The 13,113-nt window shown below is 69.0% G+C and carries 12 protein-coding genes; 5 read left to right on the top strand and 7 right to left on the bottom strand.

What is annotated here, in order from left to right:
• Positions 1-22: 22 nt before the first annotated feature.
• From ygfZ to ABTX24_RS20135, 3 genes are read right to left on the bottom strand one after another with little or no spacing between them, the layout of a single operon-like run.
• Positions 23-982, bottom strand: coding sequence for a CAF17-like 4Fe-4S cluster assembly/insertion protein YgfZ (gene ygfZ / locus ABTX24_RS20145; protein ID WP_350842077.1), 960 nt, complete (start codon positions 980-982; stop codon positions 23-25).
• Complete coding sequence (locus ABTX24_RS20140) at positions 979-1,410, bottom strand: Fur family transcriptional regulator (RefSeq protein ID WP_160026760.1); 432 nt, start codon at positions 1,408-1,410, stop codon at positions 979-981. Before ABTX24_RS20140 ends, ygfZ begins: the two co-directional genes overlap by 4 nt.
• A gap of 5 nt (positions 1,411-1,415) precedes the next feature.
• Complete coding sequence (locus ABTX24_RS20135; protein WP_091045857.1) at positions 1,416-1,919, bottom strand: heme-binding beta-barrel domain-containing protein; 504 nt, start codon at positions 1,917-1,919, stop codon at positions 1,416-1,418.
• A gap of 60 nt (positions 1,920-1,979) precedes the next feature.
• On the opposite strand from ABTX24_RS20135, the gene ABTX24_RS20130 reads away from it, so the two are divergent.
• Together ABTX24_RS20130 and ABTX24_RS20125 are read left to right on the top strand one after the other, a co-directional pair.
• Positions 1,980-2,339, top strand: coding sequence for a DsrE family protein (locus ABTX24_RS20130; RefSeq protein ID WP_350842075.1), 360 nt, complete (start codon positions 1,980-1,982; stop codon positions 2,337-2,339).
• A gap of 104 nt (positions 2,340-2,443) precedes the next feature.
• On the top strand, positions 2,444-5,089 hold the full coding sequence (locus tag ABTX24_RS20125) for a hypothetical protein (protein ID WP_350842073.1): 2,646 nt from the start codon (positions 2,444-2,446) through the stop codon (positions 5,087-5,089).
• Positions 5,090-5,107: 18 nt separating this feature from the next.
• Here ABTX24_RS20125 and ABTX24_RS20120 read toward each other — a convergent pair whose 3' ends face one another.
• Entirely contained in the window at positions 5,108-6,154 is a 1,047-nt protein-coding gene (locus ABTX24_RS20120) for an alpha/beta hydrolase (RefSeq protein WP_350842071.1), read from the bottom strand.
• A gap of 122 nt (positions 6,155-6,276) precedes the next feature.
• Between ABTX24_RS20120 and ABTX24_RS20115 the strand changes: the two genes are divergently transcribed.
• The 3 genes from ABTX24_RS20115 (at position 6,277) to ABTX24_RS20105 (ending at position 10,178) form a co-directional block, all read left to right on the top strand.
• A complete protein-coding gene (locus ABTX24_RS20115) occupies positions 6,277-8,472 on the top strand; it encodes an RNA degradosome polyphosphate kinase (protein ID WP_350715694.1) in 2,196 nt (731 codons plus the stop codon).
• Positions 8,473-8,554: 82 nt separating this feature from the next.
• Entirely contained in the window at positions 8,555-9,172 is a 618-nt protein-coding gene (locus ABTX24_RS20110) for a DUF47 domain-containing protein (protein WP_350842069.1), read from the top strand.
• A gap of 4 nt (positions 9,173-9,176) precedes the next feature.
• Entirely contained in the window at positions 9,177-10,178 is a 1,002-nt protein-coding gene (locus tag ABTX24_RS20105; RefSeq protein ID WP_350842067.1) for an inorganic phosphate transporter, read from the top strand.
• Between the two features lie 101 nt (positions 10,179-10,279).
• On the opposite strand, the gene pstB is transcribed toward ABTX24_RS20105, so the two are convergent.
• The 3 genes from pstB to pstC are packed head-to-tail and all read right to left on the bottom strand — an operon-like array spanning position 10,280 to position 13,071.
• The gene (gene pstB, locus ABTX24_RS20100) at positions 10,280-11,053 is read right to left on the bottom strand and encodes a phosphate ABC transporter ATP-binding protein PstB (RefSeq protein ID WP_141801331.1); all 774 of its coding nucleotides are present in this window, start codon (positions 11,051-11,053) and stop codon (positions 10,280-10,282) included.
• A 9-nt stretch (positions 11,054-11,062) separates the two neighbouring features.
• A complete protein-coding gene (pstA, locus tag ABTX24_RS20095; protein WP_160026751.1) occupies positions 11,063-12,118 on the bottom strand; it encodes a phosphate ABC transporter permease PstA in 1,056 nt (351 codons plus the stop codon).
• Complete coding sequence (pstC, locus tag ABTX24_RS20090; RefSeq protein ID WP_201451212.1) at positions 12,115-13,071, bottom strand: phosphate ABC transporter permease subunit PstC; 957 nt, start codon at positions 13,069-13,071, stop codon at positions 12,115-12,117. The genes pstA and pstC overlap by 4 nt, the downstream gene beginning before the upstream one ends.
• Positions 13,072-13,113: the final 42 nt, after the last annotated feature.

The raw sequence follows: 13,113 nt of genomic DNA, 5'->3' as shown, positions 1-13,113 counted from the left end.
CCGCCAGGCTCCACCCGGCCGATCAGCGGAGCGGGCGGATGTGGAGGCCGATCTCGGGGTCGACGAGGACCTCCTGAGCGACCGGCATCCCGTCCACGACGAGCTGCGCGTCCACAGGTACGTTGCGCTTGACCAGCCCCAACGCGATCGGGCCGAGCTCGTGGTGACGAGCCGATGAGCCGATGAAGCCGACCGTCTTCTCACCGAAGACCAGCTCGGAACCAGCGGCGGGCAGCCGGTTCTCCGAGCCGTCGAGGTGGAGCAGCACCAGGCGCCGCGGCGGGCGGCCGAGGGTGTGGACGCGGGCGACCGTCTCCTGGCCGCGGTAGCAGCCCTTGTCGAGATGGACCGCGTACTCCGGGCCGACCGTCTCTTCCGAACCCGGCACCCAGCCGACCTCGTTGGGGATCGTGCGTGTGTCGGTGTCGACGCCGAACCGCGGTTCACCGCGCTCGATCCGCAGAGCCTCGAACGCCCAGAGCCCGCAGGCGGGGCCCGCGGCAGCGGCGTACGTCTCCAAGGAATCGCGCGGGACGAACGAGTAGCCCTGCGAGGGACGCCAGACGGAGGCCTGCGACGGCTCCGCGGTCACGGTCACGTCGGACCAGAACTTCATCCGCTCCAGATAGGCGACCAGAGCCTCACCGGCACCGGGCTCGGTCCATGCCAGGAAGGAGGAGCCGTCGTCGACGCCGGAGAAGAAGTGCTCGACATGTCCCTGCGGGGACAGGATCAGGGCCGAGGTCCAGACCCCGGGCTCCAGCCCCTCGAAGGCCTGCGAGGTCAACGAGTGCAGCCAGGTCAGCCGGTCGGGACCGGCGATCCGAAGGACGTCGCGGTGGGAGAGGTCGACGAATCCCTCGCCGGAGGCCAACGTCCGCTGCTCCAGGTTGAACGACCCGTAGTGTGCGGCGACTGGTGAGTCAGCACCATCGCCGGCGACGGCACCGGGCAGGGACAGAAGCGGGCTGGCAGTCATCATGGCTCCTCAGAAGAACAGTCGACGCACGCCCCGAAGACAGTCAGATGAGCGACATCAACCTCGAAGGCGTACTCCTCGCGCAGCCGCTCGCTGATTCCGTCGGCCACTGAGGGGTCAACACTGGTGACCTTCTGACACTTCCTGCAAACCGCATGAAAATGCGGACGGCCGGAGACCGAGTGGTAGGTCGACGCGCGCTCGCCCAGGTGGGCGTGGCGCACCAGTCCCAGCTCCTCGAGCACCTCGAGGTTGCGATAGACGGTGGAGAGGTTGATCGCCGAGGACGACTCGCGTACGACCGCGAGGACTTCCTCGGGGGTGGCGTGGCGCAGCCGCTCGATGGCGCCGAGGACCAGCTCGCGCTGGGGCGTGAGTCGATAGCCCTTCGCCCGAAGGGCCTCGCGCCAGTCCTCAGCCGCCTCGGTCATCGCGACTACTTGTTGACGCGCTTGAGCCGCGCCCACAGGTGCGGCTGCAGCGCCTGGCCCATCGCGGCCATGTCGAAGGCGTAGAGAAGGTCGCCCTCGACGTTGCCGTAGAGGCGCTTGCCGGCGGTGTATTCCTTCGCGGTCTCCGTGCGAGCGACCGCATCGGTGGTGAGGTCGAGCTTGCCGCCCTCGGCCTTCCCGTACCAGACCTCGACGATGCCGGTGTTGTGCGTCATCACCCACTCGACCTCGCCCTCGGGGCGGAAGCGTACGAAGCCGGTCTCCAGCGCAGCGTCGCGCACCTTCTCGCCGGTCTCGGGGTCGATGATCCACGAGCGCGCGAAGTAGTGGAAGAACGGTCGCCCGTCGTGGGTGAAGATCAGCTCCTGCCCGAACTCGAACTTGTCGATCGTCGGATAGTCACCGTGTCCGTTGCCCTGCCAGGTGCCGAGCATCCACGCACAGGGACCGGCATCGGGGTGAAGGTTCTCCGGAAGTTCGAAAGCCACACGCCGAGTTTAGGCCGTACGTCGGCTACGACCCGAAACGCAAGCGCTAGTGTGCTCGGCATGCAAGAACTCGTGGTGAAGGTGACCGTGGGCGCCGAGGCGCCCGAGCGTACGAACCAGGCCTTCACGGTCGCCTCCGCGGCCGCGACCGCCGGCGCGAAGGTGTCCCTCTGGCTCACCGGTGAGGCGACCTGGTTCGCGGTCCCCGGGCGCGCTGAGGAGTTCAAGCTCGAGAACGCGGCGCCGCTGCAGGAGCTGATCGGACTGGTCCTCGAGTCCGGCCAGATCACCGTGTGCAGCCAGTGCGCGTCCCGTCGCGACCTCTCCGAGGAGGACCTGATCGACGGCGTGATCATCAAGGGCGCGTTCGTGTTCGCGGAGGAGATCCTGCGCGACGGCGTGCAGGCCCTCGTCTACTGAGACCTCCCTTACCAGAACTACACCAATGTAGTTCCAGGTAGCAGGCGTGTTAATCCTGTCGGAGACTCCACACACCGCCTACTTCGCCGTTAGCATTCACCCTCGTGAGCACGCAGACCCCCAGTGGCAAGTGGTGGAGCCGTGATTCGGCCGCCCAGCCGGGTGACGACGAGGACCTGACGGCGCGCGCTGCGGAGTTGGCCCGCGCCGCTGCCGCAGCCGAGTCACTTCGCATCGCAGCCGAACAGGCGGCCGCCGAGCAGGCGGCCGAGCGGCTGGTGGCCGAGGAGTCCGCCGCCCAGCACGCGACCGCCCGCGCGAAGGCGGACGAGACCGCCAAGCTGCACGCCGAGCTGGCCGCCGACGCCCACCAGGCGCGCGAGGTCGCGGAGAAGGCAGCCGAGGAGTACGCCCGCGCCCGGGTCGAGGCCGAGAAGCTCGCCGACACCCGTGCCAAGGAGCGCGCCGAGGCCGAGGAGGCCGCCCTCGCGAGGGGCAAGGAGCTGGAGGCGGCCGAGCGCCGCCTTCTCGATGCCGCCCGCGTCGCCGAGGAGCAGGCCACCGCCCGCACCGAGGCCGAGGAGGCCGCCCGCGCCAAGGCCGAGGAGGCCGCCGCCGCGGCCGCTTCCGCCGCGGAGGCCCACACCAAGGCGGCCGAGCACGCCGAGCTGGCCCAGGCCGCCTACGCCGCGCGCAGCGTCGCGGAGGCAGCCGCCGAGGACCGGCTCGAGGAGATGGACGAGCTTCGCGACGCGCTGGCGGCAGCCGAGAAGGCCGCCCGCAAGGCCGCGGACGAGGCCCGTGCCGCCTACGAGGCACGCAGCGAGGCGGAGGCCGCCGCCGAGGCCGCCTACACCGCCCGCGCCGCGGCCGACACCCGATCCGAGGAGCTCGCGCGGATGCGCGAGGAGGCCGACGCGGCCGCAGCCGGCCGGGCCGATGAGGCGCTGGCCGCGTTCACCGCGCGCCAGGCCGCCGAGCAGGCCGCCAACGACCGGGCGACCGAGGCCGAGAAGGCTGCCGCCGCGCGCATCACGGCCGAGGAGTCCGCGGTCGCGATGGCGACCCAGGCCGAGCTCGCCGAGCAGGCCCGCAAGGAGGCCGAGGCTGCGGCCGAGGCCGCCTACGCCGCTGCCGAGGCGGCCGCGACCGCCCGCGCCGAGGCCGAGGAAGCGGCGAAGGAGGCCTTCGAGGAGCGGAAGGCCGCCGACGCCAACGCCGAGGACCACGCGATGACTCGTGCCGCGGCCGAGGCCACGGCGGCCGACCAGTACGCCGTGGCAGCCGAGGCGCTGGCCGCGCGCACCGAGGCGGAGGAGGCCGCGCTGCGCGCCTTCAAGGCCGCCGACGCCGCCAACGACGCCCGGCTCGAGGCCGAGAAGAGCGCGAAGCAGTACGCCGAGTTCGCCGCTGCCGCCGCGCACGAGGCCAACGAGAACGAGGAGCGCTACCGGCAGCTCACCGAGCTCGCCTCCCAGGCCGAGCAGGCGGCCGAGTCCGCCAACCTCGCCCGGATGGCGGCCGACCAGCGCGCCTCCGAGCACGCCGATCTCGCGGTACAGGCCCTGGAGGGTCGCCGCGCCGCCGAGCGCGCCGCTACCGAGGCCAACGAGGGTCGTCGCGCGGCGGAGTCCGCGCTGCGTACCGCCCACGAGTCGATGACCGAGCTCATCACCGGCCAGGCTCGCGAGCGCGAAGAGGCCGAGCGCCGGATGACGGAGATGATGAACCGTCTCGCCGACGTCCAGGAGCAGGCCGCCGAGGCCGTACGCCTTCGGGCTGAGGCCGAGGAGGTCGCCGGCCAGAAGGCGATCGACCGTCAGGCCGTCGAGGCCTCGATCCTGCACAACACCCAGCTGGTCGAGCAGGCCATCGTGGACCGGCAGATCGCCGAGCGCCGCAGCGCCCAGCTCGCCAAGCAGCTCGCCGACCTGCGCGAGGCCGTCATGCTCGCGGTCAAGGGCGGCAGCACCAACAAGCGTGCGATGCAGGCCCTCGAGCTCACCCTCGCTGCGACCCCGTCGCCGCCCGAGGCGCAGTTCCCCATCCCGGACGCTCCTGACGAGCCGCTCGTGGTCGAGCCCCTCGAGCCGGTCGCGCGCACTCCGTTGGTCGAGCCTGTCGAGACCACCGCCCCCGCGCCGGTCGACTCACCGGCAGCGCCGACGGCCGGTCCTCCGACCGCACCCGTGACGCTGCCCGAGCGGCAGACCGGCAAGAAGCAGGCCAACAAGTCGCAGTCCCAGGGCTCGCCCGCGCAGCCGGCGGACCTGCCCGACACCCCGAGCGACTCCCTCCCCCAGCGCTCGAGCGGCTGGCTGGCGGCGGTCAAGCTCGCCGAGTCCGGCAAGTTCCCCGGCGCCAAGATCCCCGGCGCCGGCAGCTCCGTGCCCGAGGCCGCCACGGCTGCCGACGACGCGCCTGCCGACGAGTCGGAGGGCGAGCCGGTCGGCACCAAGCGGCTCACCGTCCGCACCTTCAGGCCCGAGGACGGCTCGCTCATGACCGAGAGCACCGTCACGGTCACCGAGGAGGGCGTGCTCGACGTACGCAAGGACGAGCAGACCCACACCTACGACCTCTACGACACCCACACCGACATCACCATCAAGGGTGAGCCGGCTGCCGACGAGTGGGTCGTCGAGTTCAACACCGACGAGGCGGGTGCGGTCCAGGTCGACAAGTCGATGGTCGACCCCGAGGCGTTCCAGCGCGAGGTGCTCCGCTGGCGCCCCGACATGGCCGGCTGAGCGTCGTCGCTCAGCTCCTTACAAGTTGTCCTTCAGCACTCGAGCGATCTCGAGGACTGCCGCGCGTGCCGTACGCCCGGCGCCGACCACGTTCAGGAACCCATGGATCTGGTCGTCGAAGCGCCGGTGCACGACCTTGACCCCGGCCTCGTCGAGCTTGGCGGCGTACGCCTCGCCCTCATCGCGCAGCGGGTCGAAACCCGCTGTCGCGACGTACGCAGGGGCGATCCCGGTCGCCGGGATCTCCGCGTACAGCGGAGCGTGGCGCGGGTCGCGGCGGTCGATGCCCTCGGGCAGGTAGTTGTTCGTGGCGGCCGCGATGAAGTCGGCGGTCAGGTAGAAGCCCTCGCTGAGGTCCTCGCGGCTGCGGGTGTTCGCCTCCGACTGCGTCACCGGGTAGATGAGCAGCTGGAACGCGCAGTCCTCACCGACGGCGAGCGCGACCCCGGCGGCCAGGTTGCCGCCGGCGGAGTCGCCGCCGACCCCGATCCGGGCCGGGTCCGCGCCGAGCTCGGCCGCATGCTCGACCGCCCACCGGAACGCCGCCACCGAGTCGTCGTACGCCGCCGGGAACGGTGACTCCGGCGCCAGCCGGTAGTCGATCGAGAGCACCTTGACGCCCGACTCGCTGGCCAGCAGCCGGCAGGGAGCGTCGTGGCTGTCGAGGTCACCGAAGATGAAGCCGCCGCCATGCAGGAAGACCAGCAGCGGCGCGTTGCCCGAGGCACCCTCCGGGACGTAGAGCCGCGCCTTCAGCCCCGCGGCCCAGAGCTCGCGCACCGACCCGATCTCCTGGCGACCGCCCCCGAGCTGCGACTGCCGCAGCAGCGCCACCCGCCCCTTCGGGATCGGCAGCGTCGACGGGTCCGGCTCCCCCGACACCTTCATCAGCGCGAGCATGATCTGCGTGTCCACCGCGAGCGTCTGCCCGTCGTACGTCACCGGCTTACCGACCAGCCGCCGCTGCACCGGAGCCGGGAGGTTCAACGCCGCCGTGAACGCGGGCCGCTTCACCGGCACCAGCAGCGGATCGATCAGGGACGAGACGCGATCAAGAATCGACATGCGCTCAAACTACCCGTTACCAGGGACATCGTGTAACAGGTAGTTCAGCAGGCGACCGGGCCAAAGGTCAGAGTTCGGATCACGTCTCCCCCAAAGACACGCAGGTGAGTCACACTGGCCTCATGAGTCTCGACCCGCAGGCCCCCACCCGCTCGGCCGAGGACACCGTGAGCCTGACCGCGGTGCCCGACCAGCCGTTCGACGTCGAGCCCGAATACATCCCCGATCACGAGGCCCTGGCCGAGGTCGAGAAGTACGAGGACAGATTCCTCGACCGGGAGCTGTCCTGGCTGCGGTTCAACGAGCGGGTGCTGGAGCTGGCGGAGGACGAGACGCTGCCGCTGCTGGAGCGCGTCCGATTCCTGGCGATCTTCACCTCCAACCTGGACGAGTTCTTCATGGTCCGGGTGGCGGGTCTGAAGCGGCGGATCGCGGCGGGGGTGGCGGTCAAGGCCGCTTCCGGGCTGATGCCGCGTGAGGTCCTCGAGGTGATCTGGCGTACGACCCGGGAGCTCTCCGAGCGGCATGCCGCGGTGTTCCGCGGCAAGATCAAGCCGGCGCTGCTCGAGGAGGGCATCCAGCTGCTGCACTGGGAGGACCTCACCCCCGAGGAGGTCAAGGCCTGCAAGAAGCTGTTCAAGGAGCGGGTCTACCCGGTGCTGACGCCGCTCGCGGTGGACCCCGCCCACCCGTTCCCCTACATCTCCGGCCTCTCGCTCAACCTCGCCGTCCGGCTGAGGGACCCGAAGACCAAGAAGAAGCACTTCGCCCGGGTGAAGGTCCCGCCGATCTTCAGCCGCTTCGTGCCGCTGGGCAACGACCGCTTCGTGCCGCTCGAGGAGGTCATGAGCGAGCGTCTGTCCAAGCTCTTCCCGGGGATGGAGATCCTTGAGGTGCACACCTTCCGGGTCACTCGCAACGAGGATCTCGAGGTCGAGGAGGACGACACCGAGAATCTCCTCACCGCGCTGGAGAAGGAGCTGCTCAGGCGGCGCTTCGGCCCTCCCGTACGCCTCGAGGTGCAGGAGTCGATGACCGACTCGACGCTCGACCTGCTGGTCTCCGAGCTCGGCATATCCGACAAGGAGGTCTTCCGGCTGCCCGGTCCGCTCGACCTGCGCGGGCTGCACGGCATCGCCGACATCGACCGCGAGCAGCTGAAGTATCCGGCCTTCGTGCCGAGCACCCACCCGGCGCTCGCGCCGGTCGAGAGCGCCGCGCCGGTCGACGTCTTCAAGGCGGCCCGCCGTGGTGACGTACTCCTGCAGCACCCCTACGACTCGTTCGCGACCAGCGTGCAGCGCTTCATCGAGCAGGCCGCGGCCGACCCGCGGGTGCTGGCGATCAAGCAGACCCTCTACCGGACCTCCGGCGACTCCCCCATCATCGACGCCCTGATCGACGCCGCCGAGGCCGGCAAGCAGGTGCTGGTGCTGGTCGAGATCAAGGCGCGCTTCGACGAGGTGGCCAACATCCGCTGGGCGCGCAAGCTCGAGCAGGCCGGCTGCCACGTGGTCTACGGCCTCGTCGGCCTGAAGACCCACTGCAAGCTGGCGATGGTGGTGCGCGAGGAGCCCGACGGCACGATCCGTCGCTACACCCACATCGGCACCGGCAACTACAACCCGAAGACCTCCAGGCTCTACGAGGACATGGGGCTGATCACCACCAACGAGGGGATCGGCGAGGACGTCGCCCACCTGTTCAACAACCTGTCCGGCTGGAGCCGGGAGGCGACGTACGAGCAGCTCCTGGTCGCCCCCGGCAACGTACGCAACGGCCTGATCGAGCAGATCCACGCCGAGATCGCCCACCATCTGGCGGGGCGGCCGGCGAGGATCCGGCTCAAGGCCAACTCGGTGGTCGACGAGGCCATCATCGACGCGCTCTACCTGGCTTCCCAGGCGGGCGTGCCCGTGCAGCTGCTGGTGCGCGGCATCTGCGCGCTCCGTCCGGGCGTGGAGGGGCTGAGCGAGACCATCGAGGTGCGCTCGATCCTCGGCCGGTTCCTGGAGCACTCGCGGATCTTCTGGTTCGAGAACGGCACCGCCGACGACGGGGACGGACCGAGCGCCTGGATCGGCTCGGCCGACATGATGCACCGCAACCTCGACCGCCGGGTCGAGGCCCTCGTACGTCTCCCCACCCCCGAGCTCGTGGCCGAGGTCGGCGCACTGTTCGACCTGGCATTCGAACCGACCACGGATGCCTGGCTCCTCGGCCCCGACGGCACCTGGACCCGCAACCACGCTGCCAACCATCTCCAAGCGATGTTGATCACTCGACAGCGCCAGCGCAGGCGTGCCGCGGCGGGCTAAGACACGCCCTGGCTTTCGTCGTGTCAAGCGGACTCGCCTAACATGAGCCCGCAGGTCTGCCTCATCCAGCCAGGAGCCCCCCGTGCGTTTCCGAATCCGCCCGGTCGACACGTCGTTCTACGACCTGTTCACCGAGTCCGCCAACCACCTCGTAGGCGGTGTCTCGCTGCTCGCCGAGATGCTCAGCGACACAGCCGATCGCGAGGACGTCGCGCGACGGATGCGCGACGCGGAGCACGCCGCTGACGAGACCACCCACGAGATCGTCAAGAAGGTCAACTCGACCTTCGTCACGCCCTTCGACCGCGAGGACATCTACGCCCTCGGCTCCGGTCTCGACGACGTGATGGACTCGATGGACGAGGTTGTCGACCAGATCTTCGTCTACGGCGTCAACATCCTGCCCCCGGAGCTCTCCGACCAGGTCACCGTGCTCCAGCGCTGCGCCGAGCTGACCGCGGCGGCGATGCCCAAGCTGCGCTCCATGAAGGAGCTCTCCGAGTACTGGATCGAGATCAACCGTCTCGAGAACCAGGGCGACAAGAACCACCGTCGCATCCTCGCCAAGCTCTTCTCCGGTGAGTACGACGCGATGGAGGTCCTCAAGCTGAAGGACATCGTCGAGTCGCTCGAGGACGCGATCGACGGCTTCGAGAAGGTCGCGAACACCGTCGAGCAGATCGCCGTCAAGGAATCCTGACACCGTGGAACTTGCCATCGTCATCGCGGTGGTCGTCGTCGCCCTGGTCTTCGACTACACCAACGGCTTCCACGACGCCGCCAACGCCATCGCGACCTCCGTCTCCACGCGCGCGCTCACGCCACGCATCGCCCTCCTGCTCGCAGCGGTGATGAACTTCGTCGGCGCGTTCCTGGGCCAGAAGGTCGCCCACACCGTCTCCGACACGATCACCCCACCATCAGGGGCACATGGTCTGACCGTGGTGATGGCCGGCCTGCTCGGCGCGATCGCCTGGAACATGATCACCTGGTACTTCGGTCTTCCCTCGTCCTCGTCGCACGCGCTCATCGGTGGTCTGGCCGGCTCGGCGATCGCCGCCGGTGCGTTCGTCAACTGGATGACGGTGCTGGAGAAGGTCGTCATCCCGATGTTCGTTTCGCCGTTCGTCGCCTTCAGCCTCGGCTTCGGCGTGATGCTCGCGATCATGTGGATCTTCCGCCGCGCCAACCCGCACAAGGCGCAGAAGGGCTTCCGGATCGCCCAGACGATCTCGGCCGCCGCCATGGCGCTCGGCCACGGCCTCCAGGACGCCCAGAAGACGATGGGCGTCATCTTCCTCGCCCTGGTCACCGGTGGCTTCCTCACGGCCGATGACGACCTCCCGTTCTGGGTGATCGCCGCGGCCGCGACCGCCATCTCCCTCGGCACCATGTCCGGCGGCTGGCGCATCATGCGCACCCTCGGCCGCCGGATCATCCACCTGGACCCGTCCCGCGGCTTCGCCGCCGAGTCGGTCGCCGCCTCGGTGCTCTACTCGACGGCGTACATCTGGGAGGCCCCGATCTCGACCACCCACACGATCACCTCGGCGATCATGGGTGTCGGCGCGACCAAGCGGTTCTCCGCGGTCCGCTGGGGTATCGCGAAGTCCATCGTCGCCGCCTGGATCTTCACCTTCCCCGCGGCCGGCGGCGTGGCAGCCCTGACCTACCTGCTCTGCCACTTCGTCTTCCAGCTGCCGTAAAACCCGCGCCGAGTCGGCGCATCTGACCCCGTGTCTCGCGAAGCGAAGCGAGCGAGAGGGGTCGGATGCGCCGACTCGGCAGTTCTGTGCTCAGCCCCAGGTCACCCGAAGCGCCCAGAGATGTACGCCTCGGTGTCCGGGTTGTCCGGCTTGGTGAACATCTGCTTGGTGGGGTTGAACTCCACCAGGTGGCCCGGCTGGCCGGCGGCCTTCAGGTTGAAGAAGCCGGTGTCGTCGGAGACACGGGCGGCCTGCTGCATGTTGTGGGTGACGATCACGATCGTGTAGTCGGACTTCAGCTCGTGGATGAGGTCCTCGATCGCAGCGGTGGAGATCGGGTCGAGAGCCGAGCACGGCTCGTCCATGAGCAGCACCTCCGGCTGGACCGCGATCGCACGGGCGATGCAGAGCCGCTGCTGCTGACCACCGGACAGGCCCATGCCGGGCTTGCCGAGACGGTCCTTGACCTCGTTCCACAGGTTGGCGCCGCGCAGCGCGCTCTCCACGATCGAGTCCGCCTCGGACTTCTTGATCCGCTTGGAGTTGAGCTTGTTGCCGGCGAGCACGTTGTCGTAGATCGACATCGTCGGGAACGGGTTGGGCCGCTGGAAGACCATGCCGACCTTGCGGCGCACGGCCACCGGGTCGACGTTCGGCCCGTAGATGTCCTGGCCGGCGATCTGGATCTTCCCCTCGACGTACGCGCCGGGGATGACCTCGTGCATCCGGTTGAGGGTGCGCAGGAAGGTCGACTTGCCGCAGCCGGAGGGCCCGATGAAGGCGGTCACCGACTTCGGCTTGATGGACATGGAGACGTCCTCGACGGCCTTGAAGTCGCCGTAGAAGATGCTGGCGTCCTTGACTTGAATGGACATGTGTTTCTCCTAGCGCCCGGTCTTGGGGGCGAAGATCGTGCCGACGATACGGGCGATGAGGTTGAGGACCATGACGAGGATGAAGAGCACCAGTGCTCCACCCCAGGCGTACTCGACGCCCTTCGCCGTGGCCTCGGACAGCTGGGTGTAGATGAAGACCGGCACGGTCATCATCGGGCTGTCCTCGAAGGCGCTGGTGTTCATGTTCGGGTTGAAGCCCGAGGCGACCAGCAGCGGCGCGGTCTCGCCGATCACTCGCGAGATCGAGAGCACGACACCGGTGACGATGCCGCCGATCGCGGTCGGGAGCACCATCTTGGTGATGGTGCGCCACTTCGGCACCCCGAGGGCGTACGCAGCCTCGCGCAGGTCGTCGGGGACCAGCTTCAGCATCTCCTCGGTCGAGCGGACGACGGTCGGGATCATCAGCAGCGAGAGCGCGATACCGCCGCCAAAGCCGAAGCGCGTGCCCGGTCCGACGAGGAGGGTGAAGAGCGCGAACGCGAACAGGCCGGCGACGATCGACGGGATGCCGGTCATCACGTCGACCAGGAAGGTGATCGTCTTGGCGAGGCGGTTGCCCTTGCCGTACTCGATCAGGTAGATCGCGGTCATGATGCCGATCGGGATCGAGATCACCGCGGCGATGCCGGTGACGATCAAGGTGCCGATCAGTGCGTGGTAGAGACCGCCCTGCTCGTCGCCGGTGACCGAACGCATCGAGTAGGTGAGGAACTCCGGGCTGAGGGTCGCGGCGCCCCTGGAGACAACCGTGTAGACCAGCCAGATCAGCGGGATGACCGCGACCGCGAAGGACGTCCACACCAGGCCGGTGACGAGCTTGTCGGTCGCCGAGCGCCTGTTCTCCACCAGCAGCGCCCACAGCGGGTAGCCGATCAGGAACCCGAGCACGGCGATGACGGCTGCCCCGACGATGCCCACACCGAGCACCAGGGCCAGGCCGCCCAGGGCGACCGCGGCGACGCCGACCAGCCACTGGGCACCACGCGGGAGCGTGGCGTGGGACAGCTGCGGCTCGTTCAGAGAAGGTTCGGTGTTGGTCACTTGGCCCTCCCTCGGGCGACGATCCAGCGGGCGAGCGCGTTGACCAGGAAGGTGAAGGCGAACAGCACGAGGCCGGTCGCGATCAGCACGGAGAGCCGGTCCGGCGTGCTCTCCTTGTAGCCCTGGGCGATGTGCGCCGCGATGGTCTGCGGGTTGTTGGTGCCGATGATGAACAGCGAGATGAGCACCTTCGGAGAGACGATCATCGCGATCGCCATGGTCTCGCCGAGAGCTCGGCCGAGGCCGAGCATGACCGCGGAGACCATCCCGGAGCGGGCGTAGGGGAAGACCGCGTAGCGGATCATCTCCCAGCGCGTCGCGCCGAGCGCCAGCGCCGCCTCCTCGTGCAGTCGCGGCGTCTGCGCGAAGACCTCGCGACAGATCGAGGTGATGATCGGCAGGATCATCACGGCCAGCACGATCGCTGCGGTGAACAGCGTACGGCCGTTGCCGGAGGGCTGGCCGTCGAAGAACGGCAGCCAGGCCATGTTCTCGGAGAGCCAGGCATGGGCCGGCACCAGGTACGGACCGAGCACCACCGCACCCCACAGGCCGAAGACGACCGACGGGACCGCGGCGAGCAGATCGATGACGTACGCAACGGGGGTGGCGATCCGGCGCGGGGCGTAGTGGCTGATGAAGAGCGCGATCGCCACGCTGAAGGGGACCGCGACGATCAGGGCCAGCACGGCCGCGTACATGGTCGCGAACAGCAGCGGCACCACCAGGCCCAGGAACGAGCCCTGGCCGGCGTAGTGCTGCTCGTCCACGCTGAAGCCCGGGATGCCCTCGATGCCCAGGAAGATGAAGACGGCTGCCAGCGCCACCATGATGAGAGTGGCGGCGATGACGGCGAGGCCTCGGAAGACGACATCACCCATCGAGCCACGGCCGGACAGCTCCGACTTCGGGTCAACGCCAGGGTCGGCGCCGGGGTCAGCGGCGACAGTCACAAGGCATTCCTCGACTTTCTTGTTTCGGTTCTCAAGACAGCC

The sequence above is a fragment of the Nocardioides sp. NPDC127514 genome (assembly GCF_040302125.1).
Lineage (GTDB): Bacteria > Actinomycetota > Actinomycetes > Propionibacteriales > Nocardioidaceae > Nocardioides.
Note: the sequence above shows the minus strand (reverse complement) of the source record. Positions and strands in the feature narration are given on the sequence as shown.